This is a genomic window from Streptomyces beigongshangae (assembly GCF_019710745.1).
Classification (GTDB): domain Bacteria; phylum Actinomycetota; class Actinomycetes; order Streptomycetales; family Streptomycetaceae; genus Streptomyces; species Streptomyces beigongshangae.
In genome coordinates this window covers 165,348-180,221 of sequence record NZ_JAHKJW010000006.1, presented here as the reverse complement: position 1 = coordinate 180,221, position 14,874 = coordinate 165,348, and the positions used below count along the sequence as shown (strand labels likewise).

Sequence of the window (14,874 nt, the reverse complement as noted above, 5' to 3'; positions counted from 1 at the left end):
AACCACGCCGGTCGAGTCAGGTCGGGCCGGGTCAGGCCAGGTCAGGTCAGGTCAGGTCAGGTCAGGTCAGGTCAGGTCAGGTCACGGGGTCCCGCTGGACCGGGCAGCTCATGCAGCGCGGGCCGCCCCTCCCCCGCCCCAGCTCGCTGCCCGGGATCTCGACGACCTCGATACCCTGCTTGCGCAGGTGCGTGTTGGTGGTCTGGTTCCGCTCGTACGCGACGACGACGCCCGGCTCGACCGCGAGGACGTTGCAGCCGTCGTCCCACTGCTCGCGCTCGGCGGCGTGGACGTCCTGGGTGGCGGTGAGCACCCGGATCCGGTCCAGTCCGAGCGCGGCGGCGATCGCCCGGTGCATGTGCTCCGGCGGGTGGTCGGTGACCTTCAGCTCCTTGTCCCCGACGCCCGGTTCGATGGTGTACGAGCGGAGCATGCCGAGGCCCCCGTACTGGGTGAAGGTGTCGCCGTCGACCATCGTCATCACCGTGTCGAGGTGCATGAAAGCCCGCCTCTTGGGCATGTCGAGCGCCACGATCGTCTGCGCCGACCCGGCGGCGAAGAGCTTGTGCGCGAGCATCTCCACGGCCTGCGGGGTCGTCCGTTCGCTCATGCCGATGAGCACGGCGCCGTTGCCGATGACGAGCACGTCGCCGCCCTCGATGGTGGACGGGTAGTCGGCCTGCCCCTCGGACCACAGGTTGAACGTTTCCTCCCGGAACAGGGGATGGTGCCGGTAGATCGCCTCGAAGTGCACGGTCTCGCGTCTGCGGGCGGGCCAGCGCATGGCGTTGATGGAGACGCCGTCGTAGATCCAGGCGGAGGTGTCGCGGGTGAAGAGGTGGTTGGGCAGCGGCCCGAGCAGGAAGTCGTCCAGGTCCATGACGTGGAAGCGCACGGACGTCGGTTCGGGGTGCGCCTCCAGGAACTCCCGTTTGGTCATCCCGCCGATCAGCGCCTCGGCGAGTTCGCCCGCGGGCAGGTCCTCGAAGGCCGCGCGCAGGTGGTCGGTGGCGAGCGGTCCGTACTCCTTCTCGTCGAAGACCCGGTCGAGCACGAGCGACCTGGCCCGCGGGACGGCCAGGGTCTCGGTCAGCAGGTCACCGAAGAGGTGGACGGTGACACCGCGGTCGCGCAGGACGTCCGCGAAGCCGTCGTGCTCCGCGCGCGCCCGGCGCACCCAGAGCACGTCGTCGAAGAGCAGGGCGTCCTTGTTGCTGGGGGTGAGCCTTTTGAGCTCCAGATCCGGCCGGTGCAGGATGACGCGGCGGAGCCGCCCGGCCTCGGAGTCGACGTGGAAAGCCATGACTTCATCCTGACCGCGAAGGGGCCGGTTGACCCGCGGGCGGACACTTTATTCGACCTCCTGTTCTCGTCTTCTTGACGATAATCGGAGTACCTGGATATCGTCGAACGGACGAGAAACGAGGGGGTCCGATGGCCGACATCACCCGGCGCCTGGGCTGGCGCCACCTGCGCGGCGCTCCGACGGCGCACATCCGCCACCACCGCGACGGGCAGCTGCTGCACGACGGTCCCGGACTCAGCTTCTGGTACCGCGCGCTGAGCGCCGCGCTGTCCGAGGTGCCGGTGGACGACCGTGAGCTGGCGATGACGTTCCACGCCCGTACGTCCGACTTCCAGGACGTGGCGGTGCAGGCCACCGTGACCTACCGGGTCAGCGACCCGGCGCTCGCCGCGGCCCGCCTGGACTTCTCCGTCGACCCCGACACCGGGGTGTGGCGGGGCGCGCCGCTGGAGCAGCTGGGCACGCTGCTGACCGAGACGGCCCAGCAGCACGCCCTGGACGTGCTGGCCCGTACGACACTGGCCTCGGCGCTGGTCGACGGCGTGGCGGCGGTACGGGAGCGGGTCGCGGCGGGGCTGGCCGCGGAGCCGCGACTGCCCGCGACCGGCATCGAGGTGGTCGCCGTGCGCGTGGTGGCGCTGCGTCCGGAGCCCGAGGTGGAGCGGGCCCTGCGCACCCCGGCCCGCGAGCAGATCCAGCAGGAGGCGGACCGGGCGACGTACGAGCGGCGGGCCGTGGCCGTCGAGCGGGAGCGGACGATCGCCGAGAACGAGCTGGCGAGCCAGATCGAACTCGCGCGGCGCGAGGAACAGCTGGTCGAGCAGCGCGGTACGAACGCGCGCCGCGAGGCGGAGGAGCACGCGGCGGCGGACGCGGTACGCGCCGGCGCGGAGGCCGCCCGCTCGGTGAAGCTGGCCGCGGCGGAGGCCGAGCGGTCCGTACGGCTCGCGCGGGCCGAGGCGGAGGCCGCGCGCGAGGTGGGCCAGGCACGGGCCCAGGCCCAGGCCGCCTGGCTCGCGGTGCACGTCGAGGTCGACGTGGCCACCCTGCACGCGCTGACCGGGACACGGCTGGCGGAGAACCTGCCCAGCATCGACAGCCTGACCGTCTCGCCGGACGTGCTGACCGGCCTGCTGGCCAAGCTCGGGATGCGGGCCCCGGACGGGAACCGGGACCGGGGCCAGGACCGGGACCGGGACCGGGGCCAGGACCGGGACCGGGACCGGGGCCAGGACCGGGACCGGGACCGGGACCGGACATGAGCCTCGCCCCGCGGGTCGTGATCGTGCACCGCACCACGGAGTACGAGGAACTGGTGGCCCACCACGGCACGCACGGACAGGCCGCCTTCTTCCTCTCCTCCCGCGGCCGGGACATCGGGGAGGTCGCCGAACGCCACCACCGCACCCGGCGCGCACTGGCGGACGTGACCTCCGCGATCCCGCTGACGTGGCGGCAGAGCCGGGTCGAGCGGGCCGATCTGGACCGGTTCCTGTTCGCGCCGGAGGACGTGGTGGCCGTGGTCGGCCAGGACGGGCTGGTCGCGAACGTGGCCAAGTACCTCGACGGACAGCCGGTGGTGGGCATCGACTCGGACCCGGGCCGCAACCCGGGTGTGCTGGTCCGCCACCGGCCGGCGGACGCGGGCGGACTGCTGCGCGCGGCCCTCGCCGCCGGCACCGGTACGGACGAACTCACCATGGTCGAGGCGGTGGCCGACGACACGCAGCGGTTGCTCGCCCTGAACGAGATCTACCTGGGCGCGGCCGGGCACCAGACGGCCCGGTACCGGCTGGAGCTCGACGACGGGGCCGCCGTCGAGGCCCAGGCCTCGTCCGGGGTCCTGGTGGGGACGGGGACGGGGGCGACCGGGTGGATCCGGTCGGTGTGGGAGGGCCGGGGCGGGTCCTTGCCCCTGCCCCTGCCCACGGAGGACCGGCTGGTGTGGTTCGTCCGCGAGGCGTGGCCCTCTCCCGCCACCGGGACGTCCCGGGTCGCCGGGACACTGTCCGCCAGGTCCCGGCTCACCCTCACGGTCGAATCGGAACGGCTCATCGCGTTCGGGGACGGGATGGAGGGGGACGCGCTGGAACTCACCTGGGGACAGGCGGTGCGGGTGGGGGTGTGCGGGCGGCGGCTGCGGCTGGTGGGGTGAGGGGTGCGGGTGAAGGGCTGCGGGTGAGGGGTTGCGGGTGGGAGGTGCCCCGGACGGGCCGGCCGGGCCGGCCCGCCCGGGGGCGAACCCCCTACAGCCGGGGATCCACCGGTTCGGACTCCAGGGCCAGCACCCCGAACACCGCCTCGTGCACCCGCCACAGCGGCTCCCCGTCCGCGAGCCGGTCCAGGGCCTCCAGGCCCAGGGCGTACTCGCGAAGGGCCAGCGAGCGCTTGTGGTTCAGGGAGCGGCTCCGCAGGCGGTCCAGGTTCTCGGGGCGGGTGTACTCCGGCCCGTAGATGATCCGCAGGTACTCCCGGCCCCGGCACTTGATGCCTGGCTGCACCAGCCGCCCCTGCGCCGAGCGCACCAGCGCCCCGAGCGGCTTGACCACCATGCCCTCTCCCCCGCGCCCGGTCATCTCCAGCCACCAGTCGACGCCGGCCCGCACCGAGTCCGGGTCGCCCGTGTCGACGTAGAGGCGCCGGGTGGTCGCCAGCAGCCCCGACGCGTCGGCCGTCACCAGCCGGTCGATCAGCGCGAGCTGCTCGTCGTGCGGCACGCCCGCCAGGCTCCGCCCCTGGACGGCGAGTATCTGGAAGGGCGCGAGCCGCACCCCCTCCAGACCGGACGTGGGCCAGCAGTACCGCCGGTACGCGTCGGTGAAGGCGGCCGCGTCGGCGGCCCGCTCCCGCTGCCTGACCAGCAGGTCCCCCACGTCGACGCCACGCGCCGCCGCTCCCTCCAGGGCGGCCAGCGCCCCCGGGAACACCGCCCCGGCCGCGGCGCCCACCGCGGCGTACTGCGAGCGCAGCAGTCCGGACGCCTTCAGCGACCAGGGCAGCAGCTCGGCGTCGAGCAGCACCCAGTCCGTCCCCAGCTCCTCCCACAGCCCGGCCTCCGTGACGGCGTCCCGGACCCGCCCGAGTATCCGCTCGGTGAGGGAGACACCCTCGGCGGAGCCCTCCGCCGACTCCGGGGAGGAGTCCGGGGAGGAGTCCGGGAAGAAGGGACGCCCGGTACGGGTGTACAGCGCGCCGGTCACCCCCGCCGCCCCGAACCGGTCCCGTGCCGTCCCTTCGTCCCGGCACACCAGTGCCACCGCCCGCGACCCCATGTGCTTCTCCTCGCACACGACCCGCGCGACCCCGTCCGCCCGGTACTGCTCGAAGGCTTCGGCCGGGTGCTCCAGGAAGAGTTCGTCAGCGGCTCCGCCGCGGGTGTCCACCCGCGAGGTCGCGGTGGGTGCCATGGTCGGCGGCAGGTACGGCATCAGCCGCGGGTCCACGGCGAAGCGGCTCATGACCTCCAGGGCCGCGGCCGCGTTCTCCTCGCGCACGGAGACGCGCCCCGCGTGCCGGGTCTCGACGACCCGGCGGCCGTGCACGTCCGCGAGGTCCAGGGGCCGCCCCTCGTGCCCGCCCGGCGCCTCGGAGGCCAGCGGCCTGACCGGTTCGTACCAGACCCGCTCGGCCGGTACGTCGACCAGTTCGCGTTCCGGATAGCGCAGCGCGGTGAGCTTGCCGCCGAACACGGCCCCGGTGTCCAGGCAGATGGTGTTGTTCAGCCAGGTGGCCTCCGGCACGGGGGTGTGGCCGTAGACGACCGCCGCCCGGCCCCGGTAGTCCTCGGCCCACGGGTAGCGCACCGGCAGCCCGAACTCGTCGGTCTCGCCGGTGGTCTCGCCGTACAGCGCGTGCGAGCGCACCCGGCCCGACGTACGGCCGTGGTACTTCTCGGGCAGTCCCGCGTGGCAGACGACGAGTCTGCCGCCGTCCAGGACGTAGTGGCTGACGAGCCCGTCGATGAACTCCCGCACCCGCTGCCTGAACTCCTCGCTCTCGCCCGCCATCTGCTCGACGGTCTCGGCGAGGCCGTGGGTGTGCCGGACCTTACGGCCCTTGAGGTGGCGGCCGTACTTGTTCTCGTGGTTGCCCGGCACGCACAGGGCGTCGCCCGAGGCGACCATGGACATCACCCGGCGCAGGACGCCCGGGGAGTCGGGGCCGCGGTCGACGAGGTCGCCGACGAACACGGCCGTACGCCCTGCGGGGTGCACGCCGTCCGCGTAGCCCAGCTTGCCCAGCAGCGACTCCAGTTCGGAGGAGCAGCCGTGGACGTCGCCGATGATGTCGAACGGCCCGGTGAGGTGGGTCAGGTCGTTGTACCGCTTCTCGGTGCGGACCTCGGCGGCCTCGGCCTCCTCCGCGCCCCGCAGGACGTGCACCTTCCGGAAGCCCTCGCGCTCCAGTCCCCGCAGGGAGCGCCGCAGCTCGCGGATGTGCCGCCGGACGACCCGGCGCGGCATGTCGGCGCGGTCGGCGCGCGCGGCGTTGCGCGCGGCGCACACCTCCTCGGGCACGTCGAGCACGACGGCGATGGGCAGGACGTCGTGCTTCCTGGCCAGCTCGACCAGTTGCCTGCGGCTCTCCTGCTGCACGTTGGTGGCGTCCACGACGGTGCGCCGGCCCGCCGCGAGCCGCTTGCCCGCGATGTAGTGCAGGACGTCGAAGGCGTCGCCGCTGGCGCTCTGGTCGTTCTCGTCGTCGGCGACGAGGCCCCGGCAGAAGTCCGACGAGATCACCTCGGTCGGCCTGAAGTGCTTGCGGGCGAAGGTGGACTTGCCCGATCCCGACGCGCCGATCAGCACGACGAGGGAGAGGTCGGTGACGGGCAGCGTACGCACCCGGCTCCCGGTGCCGGTGCCGGTGTCAGTCCCGGTCCCGGACTCGTTCTCGGACTCGGACTCGGTCATGCGGCCTTCTCCTCCTTCGTGTTCCGGGCGGTCGTGGTCGTGGCGGACGTGCCGGTATCGGTGCCGGTGCCGGTGCCCAGCGTGAAGACGGCCATCTGGGTCGGTGGCCCCACCTCGGGGTCGTCGGGCCCGACCGGTACGAACTCCACGCCGTACCCGTGCCGTCCGGCCACCGTGCCCGCCCAGTTCCCGAACTCCTCGCGCGTCCACTCGAACCGGTGGTCGCTGTGCCGGACATGACCGGCCGGGAGAGTCCCCCAGCGGACGTTGTACTCGACGTTCGGCGTCGTCACGATCACCGTCCTGGGGCGCGCGGCACCGAACACCGCGTACTCCAGGGCGGGCAGCCGCGGCAGGTCGAGGTGTTCGACGACCTCGCTGAGCACCGCGGCGTCGTACCCCTTGAGCCGCTTGTCGGTGTACGCCAGCGACCCCTGGACGAGCCGGACGCGGCCGGCCTGCCGCTCCCCCATGCGGTCCAGCTTGAGCCGCCGCGAGGCGACGGCGAGCGCCCGCATCGACACGTCGACCCCGACGATCTCGGTGAAGCGCACGTCCTTCAGCAGCGCCTGCACCAACTGGCCCTGCCCGCAGCCGAGGTCGAGCACCCGGGCGGCGCCGGCGTCCCGCAGAACGGCGACGATCGCCTCCCGGCGCCGGACGGCGAGCGGTACCGGCTCCTCTGCGGCGTCCGTCCGCCCGTCGTCGGTGCCCGTCCGCTCGGCCCCTTCGGCCTCCTCGACCTCCTCGACCTCCTCGACCTCCTCGACCGCGTTGTCGATCTCCTCGACCGCGCTGTCGTCCGTCTCGGCGAGCCGTACGAGTTCCAGCCGCTCCATGGCCTGCCGGGTCAGCGACCAACGGCGCGACAGATAGCGGCTGGTGATCAGCTTCTGCTCCGGGTGGTCCGGCAGCCAGCCCTCCCCGGCCCGCAGCAGCTTGTCCACCTCGTCGGAGGAGACCCAGTAGTGCTTGGCGTCGTCGAGCACCGGCAGGAGGACGTACAGGTGCCGCAACGCGTCGGCGATGCGCTGCTCACCCTCCAGTACGAGGCGTACGTACCGGGAGTCGCCCCAGTCCGGGAAGGCGGTGTCCAGCGGCACGGGTTCCGCGTCCACCGTCCAGCCGAGCGGTTCGAAGAGCGCGCGGACGAGATCGGCGCCACCGCGGGCCGGCAGGGCGGGCACCTCGATGCGCAGGGGCAGCGGGCGCCCGGGCAGCTCCGGCCTCGTCCGGCAGACTCCCTTCATCGCGCTGGAGAACACGCTGCTCAGCGCCACGGCGAGCAGGGAGGAGGCGGCGTACGGGCGGTCGTTGACGTACTGGGCGAGGGCCGCGTCCGGTGCTCCGCCACGGCCCTTGCCCTTGCCGCGCCGGACCAGCGCCACCGCGTCGACCTCCAGGAGCAGCGCCGCCGTGCAGCGCTCCGCGCTCGCCTCGGGGTAGAGGACGTGCGCCGTGCCGTAGGAGGTGGAGAACGCCTGCGCGTTGTCGGGGTGCTTGTGCAGCAGGTGGCCGAGGTCGGTCGCAGGGTGCTCGGGAGCGCCGGTGGTACTGATCGTGAGGAACACTGGTCTGCCTCGAAACGTCTTCTGAGCTGCGGGAACGTACCGTGTCGGCGCGCCCGCCCAACGTACAGCGAACGTCTTCGCCGTACGCAGGCATTTTTCCCGCCTGGGATCGGGCCGCCCGGGAGCGGGGCGCGGGCCGTCCACGCCCCGCGCCCCGCGTCCCTTCCTGGCCGTGTTCCTCAGAGCTGGGACTGGACCTGGGAGGAGATGAGGTCCAGGTGGTCCAGGTCGTCGAGGTCGAGGATCTGGAGGTAGATCCGCTGGGAGCCGATCTGCGCGAAGCGCCCGATCCGGTCGACGACCTCGGCCGGGGAGCCCGCGAGACCGTTGGCCTTCAGCTCCTCCACCTCACGGCCGATCGCGGCCGCGCGGCGGGCCACCTCCGCGTCGTCCTTGCCCACGCAGGCGACGAGCGCGTTCGAGTAGACGAGGTCGGTGGCCTTGCGGCCGGCCTGCTCCGCGGCGGCCCGCACCCGGCCGAACTGGCGCTCGCTGTCGTCGACCGACGCGAACGGCATGTTGAACTCGTCGGCGTACCGGCCCGCGAGCCGCGGTGTACGGGACGCGCCGTGCCCGCCGATGAGCACCGGCACCCTGGACTGCGCGGGCTTGGGCAGCGCGGGCGAGTCGGTGAGCTGGTAGTGGGTGCCGTCGTAGCTGAAGGTCTCGCCGGGCGCGGTCCCCCACAGACCGGTGACGATCGCGAGCTGCTCCTCCAGGCGGGCGAACTTCTCCTTCGGGAACGGGATGCCGTACGCCTTGTGCTCCTCCTCGAACCAGCCCGCACCGAGGCCCAGTTCCACCCGGCCGCCGGACATCCGGTCGACCTGGGCGACCTGGATCGCCAGGACGCCGGGGAGGCGGAACGTCCCGGCGGTCATCAGCGTGCCGAGCCGGATCCGCTTGGTCTCCCGGGCGAGTCCGGCGAGGGTGATCCAGGCGTCCGTCGGGCCCGGGAGGCCGTCCCCGGAGCCCATGCGGAGATAGTGGTCGGAGCGGAAGAAGGCGTCGAAGCCGAGGTCCTCGGTGGCCTTCGCCACGGTGAGGAGGGTGTCGTAGGTGGCCCCCTGCTGGGGCTCGGTGAAGATGCGAAGATCCATGCATCCATCCTGCACGGTCCGCCGTCGGCGGGGGCCACCGGTGCCGTCGGCGGTCCCCGCCGGGTTCCCGGTTCCACCGGTCGGCCCGCACCCCCTCGTCACTGCCGGGGCTCCCTATCCCGCCGCCGCCCGCTGGTCCCGCACGGCGAGTCTTCGCAGCATCTCCAGCACCCGGTCGCGCGACTCGTCCGCCGCGTCGATCGCCTCCATGCACTGCCAGTACGTCGCCTCGTCCTCCGCGGCGCACGCCACACCGACCAGGGCTATGCCGACCTCGGCGAGCAGTCCCCCGAGCTGGAGCAGCGCCTCTCCCGCGTCGCCGAGCCCGGTGAGCTGCGCGGCCCGCAGGCTGCCGACGTCGTGCACGGGCGCGCCCAGGATCCCGCACCCCCGGCCCGCCAGCTCCGTCAGCCCCAGCGCCTCGCCCCGCAACTCGGGCGGCCCCGACACCGCCAGCCGACTGCCTATCGCCTGGGCGAGGGCCGACGCCTGCCACGCCTCGCCCATGGTCTCGGAGGCGTCGCCGCTCCGCATCAGGGCGCACCTGCTCGCGCCGATGAGCCGCATCGCATCCATGCGCTGTCCCCGTCTGTTCCGACGCGTTGTGCACACGCCTGCCCGAACTCCACCTGCCACTACCCAGAGTGAAGTAAGCCGGGACGAAAAGCCAGAGGAAGTCCGAAATCTGCGGACACGTAATCGAATTTATATAGATCGATAACTACACAGGGTGACAATCGGAGTGATTGGTCCCTTTTCTCAGGTTCTCGGGTACCGCGCGGGAGCCGGCGCAGTTCGACGCAGCCGACGGCGGCGGACGAGCCGGCTGCCGCGCCCCCTTCACTCCCCCGTCGGAATCACCGGAGCCGCAGGAGCCGCAGGAAACCTTTCCTCGTTCCGGTTCATCTTCGCGTCCAGCGCCGCCAGGGGATCGACGCCGAGCACCTCGCACAGTTGCAGCAAGTACGCCAGCACGTCCGCCACTTCGTCCGCCACGCGGGGCGCCTTCTCCGGGTCGTCCATCACCCGGGCCGACTCCTCGGGCGTCAGCCACTGGAAGATCTCCAGGAGTTCGGATGCCTCCACGCTGAGCGCGGCGACGAGGTTCTTGGGCGTGTGGTACGGCTGCCAGTTCCGCGCCGCGGCGAACGCGGTCAGCCTCCGCTGCAGGGTCGCCAGGTCAAGTTCGGTCACGGCCCAGGTCTACCACCGTCACCCCGTCCACCTCCGCCGCCCAGGACGCGTCGCCGGCGGCCGCGACCAGCCGGACGTGCCCGCGTTCGCACATGCGCGCCGCCAGCCGCACGAGTTCGTCCCGCTGCCGTACGTCCAGGTCGCGGTCGAAGCCGTCGGCGAGCACGGTGAGGGTCTGCAGCGCCGCGGGCACCTCCCCCGCCGGGTCGACGTCCAGCACGCCGGGGCCGGTCAGCAGCACCAGGGCCAGCGCGAGGTACCGCAACTCCCCGTCCCCGAGCCGCCCGAGCGGTGTCCGCGGTCCGTCGCCCCGGTCGAGCAGCGCCCGGACCGTCCTGCCCGCCCCGCCGGTCGCGCTCTCCGCCAGCACGTCGCGGACCGGGCCCGCGCAGCCTGCCCGCACCGCCTCCACCAGCAGTCCGTGACGCCGTCCGCACTCGGCGCGCGTACGCAGGAGCACCTCGGCGAGGTTGCCGCAGCCGCGCAGCAGGCGGCCCGCGCCGAGCGGTACGGCACCGCGCATGGAGCGGGGCAGCGGATCGCAGGCGAAGACCGACCGCAGGGCGACCACCATCTGCTCCGCGGCGGCGATGACGCGGCACTGGCCGTCCGTCCTGCCCGCGACGCGCAGGGGCAGCAGCGCGGTGCCCAGCCGGTCGTCGGGAAACGGCGCCCTCGTCACCGGGGACGCCCCCGCCGTGTGCCAGGCCGCCTGCACCGTGGGCCGGGCCGGATCGCGCAGGGCCGTCTCCAGCAGCGTGAGTCCGCCGGCCGTCAGCCGCTCGCCCGCGATGCGCAGTTCCGGTTCGGCCTGTACGGCGACGTCGAGCCGTACGGGGCCCTCGGGCCCGTCCGCCGTGCAGCCGATGCGGAAGCCGCGCCGCCGCCCGCTGTCGGGCCGGGCCCGCTCGGGCACGCAGGCACCCGGGTCCGGGAACACCTCGGCGAGCCCGGCGCCGCCGCCGAGCCGGGCCAGTGCCTCGTACGCCCGCAGGACACTGGACTTGCCGCTCCCGCTGGGCCCGCAGAACAGGCTGAGGGGGCCGAGCGGGAAGGCGGCACCGCGGTGTGCGGCGAAGGAGGAGAGGCGCAGTTCGGTGATGCTCGGCCGGTCGTGACGGGCCTCGGTCCCCACGTGCGTCGCGCCGGATGACATGGTCATACCGGGACGGTAGGACCCCGCCGGGAGGCCGAACCGTTTCGTCCGCGGGCCTTCCCGCGATCGGGGGATCGGATCAGCGGATCGGGAACCCGGTCAGCCGATCGGGGGACCCGGTCAGCCGGTCGGAAGATCCGGTCAGCCCATCGAGGGACCCGGTCGACGCCCCGGCACGACGGTGCCCCGGGGTGACCCAGGGTGACCCGGTCGGTGTCCCGGTACGGCCGGCTTCACATGCCGGGGATGCCGGTTTCCTCCATCAGGCCCCCGACCTCGGTTCCCGGCGGGGTCAGCAGGAAGACGTTCCGGTCGACCCGGTGCATCCCGCTGGCGAGGCCGAAGACCACGCCCGTGCTGAAGTCGAGCACGCGCTTGGCGACGTCCGGCTCGGCGCTGGTGAGGTCCAGGAGGACCGGGATGCCCGCCATCAGGGTCTCGGCGACCTCGCGGGCGTCCGCGAAGATCGTGATGCGCAGGACCACGAAGCGGCGCCTCGTCTCGGTCTCCGCGTCCGGCATCGACCGGTGGTCCACCGCCGACGGCCAGGCGTCGCGGCCACGCAAAGGAACGACCTGGGCGAGCCCTTCCCACTGTTCATCGGTGACGTCGTGCCTGTTCACCGGCTCCCCCCGCCCTGAATCGTCCTGATTGCCTGTAGCGGCCATTGTTGCGCATGGTCACCCGTTCGGCCGAATGCGACACGGTGCGCAGCCAACCGACCGTAACCGCTCGCGCCCACCCGCACCGGGCCGGGCCGCACGGTGTGACGGGCGTAACGCGGTACGGGGCGGCGAACGTTTCCCCAACTCCGTGCATCAAAACTTGCATCGTTCGTTTACTTGAACTGTTCGTGTTTCTGTCAGTAGGTTGAGCACCATGACCGCACCCCGCCCTGCGAGCACCGCCGAGGAGTTGCGCGGCGCGGGCCTGCGGGTGACGGCCGCCCGCGTCGCGCTGCTCGAGACCGTCCGGGACGGTGATCACCTCGGTGTCGAGGCGGTCGCCTCCGGCGTACGGGCCCGCGTGGGCCACATTTCGCTGCAAGCCGTGTACGAGGGCCTCCACGCGCTGACGGCGACCGGGCTCGTGCGACGCATCGAACCGCCCGGCAGTCCGGCCCTCTTCGAGGGACGCGTCGGGGACAACCACCACCACCTCGTGTGCCGGTCCTGCGGTGTCGTGGCCGACGTCGACTGCGCGACCGGACACGCCCCCTGCCTCACCGCGTCCCAGGACCACGGCTTCTCGATCGACGAGGCCGAGGTCATCTACTGGGGCCTGTGCCCCTCCTGCTCCACCCCCAGCGGTTCCTGAGCCTGTGAACCGCGCCGTTCGGAAGGATTTCCTTATGACCGAGAACCATGACGCGATCGTCACGGACCCGAAGCCGGAGGAGACGGGCGGCTGCCCCGTCGCGCACGGGCGCGCCCCGCACCCGACCCAGGGCGGCGGCAACCGCCAGTGGTGGCCGGAGCGCCTCAACCTGAAGATCCTTGCGAAGAACCCCGCCGTGGCCAACCCCCTCGGTGAGGAGTTCGACTACGCGGCGGCCTTCCGGAGCCTGGACCTCGCGGCGGTCAAACAGGACATCGCCGAGGTCCTGACGACCTCTCAGGACTGGTGGCCCGCCGACTTCGGGCACTACGGCCCGCTCATGGTCCGGATGGCCTGGCACAGCGCCGGTACGTACCGCATCAGCGACGGCCGCGGCGGCGCCGGCGCCGGCCAGCAGCGCTTCGCCCCCCTGAACAGCTGGCCGGACAACGCCAACCTGGACAAGGCCCGCCGTCTGCTGTGGCCGGTCAAGAAGAAGTACGGCCAGAGCCTGTCGTGGGCCGACCTCCTGATCCTCACCGGCAACGTGGCCCTGGAGACGATGGGCTTCGAGACCTTCGGCTTCGCGGGCGGCCGCGCCGACGTGTGGGAGGCCGACGAGGACGTCTACTGGGGTCCCGAGACCACCTGGCTCGACGACCAGCGCTACACCGGCGACCGTGAGCTGGAGAACCCGCTCGGCGCCGTTCAGATGGGCCTCATCTACGTCAACCCCGAGGGTCCCAACGGCAACCCGGACCCGGTCGCCTCGGCCCGCGACATCCGTGAGACGTTCGGCCGGATGGCGATGAACGACGAGGAGACGGTCGCCCTGATCGCGGGCGGTCACACCTTCGGCAAGACCCACGGCGCGGGCCCCGCGGACCACGTCGGCGACGACCCCGAGGCCGCCTCGCTGGAGCAGCAGGGTCTCGGCTGGAAGAGCAGCTACGGCACCGGCAAGGGCGGCGACACCATCACCAGTGGCCTGGAGGTCACCTGGACGAGCACGCCCACCCGGTGGAGCCACGGCTTCTTCAAGAACCTGTTCGAGTACGAGTGGGAGCTGACGAAGAGCCCGGCCGGCGCCCACCAGTGGGTCGCCAAGGACGGCGCCGGCGCGGGGACCATCCCCGACGCCCACGACCCGTCGAAGAGCCACGCCCCGAAGATGCTGACGGCCGACCTCGCGCTGCGGTTCGACCCGATCTACGAGCAGATCTCGCGCCGCTTCTACGAGAACCCCGACCAGTTCGCGGACGCGTTCGCCCGCGCCTGGTACAAGCTGACCCACCGCGACCTGGGCCCGAAGTCGCTGTACCTCGGCCCGGAGGTCCCGGAGGAGACCCTGCTGTGGCAGGACCCGCTGCCGGAGGTGACGCACGAGCTGGTCGACGCGGCGGACATCGCCTCCCTCAAGGAGCAGATCCTCGCCTCGGGCCTCACGGTCTCGGAGCTGGTGTCCACGGCGTGGGCGTCGGCCTCGTCCTTCCGCGCCAGCGACAAGCGCGGCGGCGCCAACGGCGCGCGCATCCGCCTGCAGCCGCAGAGCGGCTGGGAGGTCAACGAGCCCGACCGCCTGGCCTCGGTGCTGCGCACCCTCGAAGGCGTCCAGCAGTCCTTCAACTCCGCGCAGACGGGCGGCAAGCAGATCTCGCTGGCCGACCTGATCGTGCTCGCCGGTGCGGCGGGCGTGGAGAAGGCGGCCGCGGACGCGGGCTTCGCCACCGAGGTCCCGTTCGCGCCGGGCCGCGTCGACGCGTCGCAGGAGCAGACGGACGCCGAGTCGTTCGCCGCCCTGGAGCCGGCCGCCGACGGGTTCCGCAACTACCTCGGCAAGGGCAACCGCCTCCCCGCCGAGTACCTGCTGCTCGACAAGGCGAACCTGCTGGGCCTGAGCGCTCCCGAGATGACCGTCCTGGTCGGCGGTCTGCGCGTCCTGGGCGCGAACCACGGGCAGTCCTCGCACGGCGTCTTCACCGACACCCCGGGCACCCTGACGAACGACTTCTTCGTCAACCTCCTGGACCTGGGCACGACGTGGAGCTCGACCTCCGCCGACCAGACCGCCTTCGAGGGCCGCGACGCCGCGACCGGCGAGGTCAGGTGGACCGGCACCCGCGCCGACCTGGTCTTCGGCTCGAACTCCGAGCTGCGCGCGCTGGCCGAGGTCTACGCGAGCGACGACGCGAAGGAGAAGTTCGTGAAGGACTTCGTCGACGCCTGGGTCAAGGTCTCGAACGCGGACCGCTTCGACCTGGTCTGATCCCGACCGAGGTCTGACGCCCGGGCCGGTCCGCCTGGACCGGCCCGGGTCCCG

At 72.5% G+C, this 14,874-nt stretch carries 12 protein-coding genes; 4 read left to right on the top strand and 8 right to left on the bottom strand.

All coding sequences use genetic code 11. The features are described from left to right. Positions 1 to 76: 76 nt before the first annotated feature. Positions 77 to 1,303, bottom strand: a complete 1,227-nt coding sequence (locus tag KM933_RS07030; RefSeq protein WP_221349248.1) for an arginine deiminase — start codon at positions 1,301 to 1,303, stop codon at positions 77 to 79. Positions 1,304 to 1,434: 131 nt separating this feature from the next. On the opposite strand from KM933_RS07030, the gene KM933_RS07025 reads away from it, so the two are divergent. Next, entirely contained in the window at positions 1,435 to 2,568 is a 1,134-nt protein-coding gene (locus KM933_RS07025) for an SPFH domain-containing protein (RefSeq protein WP_260333165.1), read from the top strand. Further along, positions 2,565 to 3,461: a diacylglycerol kinase catalytic domain-containing protein gene (locus tag KM933_RS07020; RefSeq protein ID WP_221349246.1), complete on the top strand. Its 897-nt coding sequence runs from the start codon at positions 2,565 to 2,567 to the stop codon at positions 3,459 to 3,461. Before KM933_RS07025 ends, KM933_RS07020 begins: the two co-directional genes overlap by 4 nt. A gap of 91 nt (positions 3,462 to 3,552) precedes the next feature. Here KM933_RS07020 and KM933_RS07015 read toward each other — a convergent pair whose 3' ends face one another. The 7 genes from KM933_RS07015 to KM933_RS06985 form a co-directional block, all read right to left on the bottom strand. Beyond that, positions 3,553 to 6,216: a polynucleotide kinase-phosphatase gene (locus tag KM933_RS07015; RefSeq protein WP_221349244.1), complete on the bottom strand. Its 2,664-nt coding sequence runs from the start codon at positions 6,214 to 6,216 to the stop codon at positions 3,553 to 3,555. Beyond that, on the bottom strand, positions 6,213 to 7,787 hold the full coding sequence (locus KM933_RS07010; RefSeq protein WP_221349242.1) for a 3' terminal RNA ribose 2'-O-methyltransferase Hen1: 1,575 nt from the start codon (positions 7,785 to 7,787) through the stop codon (positions 6,213 to 6,215). Before KM933_RS07010 ends, KM933_RS07015 begins: the two co-directional genes overlap by 4 nt. A gap of 179 nt (positions 7,788 to 7,966) precedes the next feature. Then, complete coding sequence (locus tag KM933_RS07005; protein ID WP_221349240.1) at positions 7,967 to 8,887, bottom strand: LLM class F420-dependent oxidoreductase; 921 nt, start codon at positions 8,885 to 8,887, stop codon at positions 7,967 to 7,969. Positions 8,888 to 9,001: 114 nt separating this feature from the next. After that, positions 9,002 to 9,463, bottom strand: a complete 462-nt coding sequence (locus tag KM933_RS07000) for a DUF6099 family protein (protein ID WP_221349238.1) — start codon at positions 9,461 to 9,463, stop codon at positions 9,002 to 9,004. Positions 9,464 to 9,727: 264 nt separating this feature from the next. After that, complete coding sequence (locus KM933_RS06995) at positions 9,728 to 10,081, bottom strand: nucleotide pyrophosphohydrolase (protein WP_221349236.1); 354 nt, start codon at positions 10,079 to 10,081, stop codon at positions 9,728 to 9,730. Further along, positions 10,068 to 11,243, bottom strand: coding sequence for an ATP-binding protein (locus KM933_RS06990; protein ID WP_260333164.1), 1,176 nt, complete (start codon positions 11,241 to 11,243; stop codon positions 10,068 to 10,070). Before KM933_RS06990 ends, KM933_RS06995 begins: the two co-directional genes overlap by 14 nt. 227 nt (positions 11,244 to 11,470) lie before the next feature. Further along, positions 11,471 to 11,905, bottom strand: a complete 435-nt coding sequence (locus KM933_RS06985; RefSeq protein ID WP_221349234.1) for a cell division protein SepF — start codon at positions 11,903 to 11,905, stop codon at positions 11,471 to 11,473. A gap of 211 nt (positions 11,906 to 12,116) precedes the next feature. On the opposite strand from KM933_RS06985, the gene KM933_RS06980 reads away from it, so the two are divergent. Both KM933_RS06980 and katG read left to right on the top strand, forming a co-directional pair. Beyond that, positions 12,117 to 12,554: a Fur family transcriptional regulator gene (locus KM933_RS06980; protein WP_221349232.1), complete on the top strand. Its 438-nt coding sequence runs from the start codon at positions 12,117 to 12,119 to the stop codon at positions 12,552 to 12,554. Between the two features lie 34 nt (positions 12,555 to 12,588). Then, positions 12,589 to 14,820 carry a catalase/peroxidase HPI gene (katG, locus tag KM933_RS06975; protein WP_221349230.1) on the top strand — a complete coding sequence of 744 codons (2,232 nt, stop codon included), beginning with the start codon at positions 12,589 to 12,591 and terminating at the stop codon, positions 14,818 to 14,820. Positions 14,821 to 14,874: the final 54 nt, after the last annotated feature.

What these genes read in the sequence shown, in the direction of transcription:
- KM933_RS07020 (WP_221349246.1), top strand. Translation starts at nt 2,565, where the DNA reads ATGAGCCTCGCCCCGCGGGTCGTGATCGTGCACCGCACCACGGAGTAC.
- KM933_RS07005 (WP_221349240.1), bottom strand. Translation starts at nt 8,887, where the DNA reads ATGGATCTTCGCATCTTCACCGAGCCCCAGCAGGGGGCCACCTACGAC.
- KM933_RS06985 (WP_221349234.1), bottom strand. Translation starts at nt 11,905, where the DNA reads ATGGCCGCTACAGGCAATCAGGACGATTCAGGGCGGGGGGAGCCGGTG.
- KM933_RS07025 (WP_260333165.1), top strand. Translation starts at nt 1,435, where the DNA reads ATGGCCGACATCACCCGGCGCCTGGGCTGGCGCCACCTGCGCGGCGCT.
- KM933_RS07015 (WP_221349244.1), bottom strand. Translation starts at nt 6,216, where the DNA reads ATGACCGAGTCCGAGTCCGAGAACGAGTCCGGGACCGGGACTGACACC.
- KM933_RS06980 (WP_221349232.1), top strand. Translation starts at nt 12,117, where the DNA reads ATGACCGCACCCCGCCCTGCGAGCACCGCCGAGGAGTTGCGCGGCGCG.
- KM933_RS06990 (WP_260333164.1), bottom strand. Translation starts at nt 11,243, where the DNA reads ATGACCATGTCATCCGGCGCGACGCACGTGGGGACCGAGGCCCGTCAC.
- katG (WP_221349230.1), top strand. Translation starts at nt 12,589, where the DNA reads ATGACCGAGAACCATGACGCGATCGTCACGGACCCGAAGCCGGAGGAG.
- KM933_RS07030 (WP_221349248.1), bottom strand. Translation starts at nt 1,303, where the DNA reads ATGGCTTTCCACGTCGACTCCGAGGCCGGGCGGCTCCGCCGCGTCATC.
- KM933_RS07000 (WP_221349238.1), bottom strand. Translation starts at nt 9,463, where the DNA reads ATGGATGCGATGCGGCTCATCGGCGCGAGCAGGTGCGCCCTGATGCGG.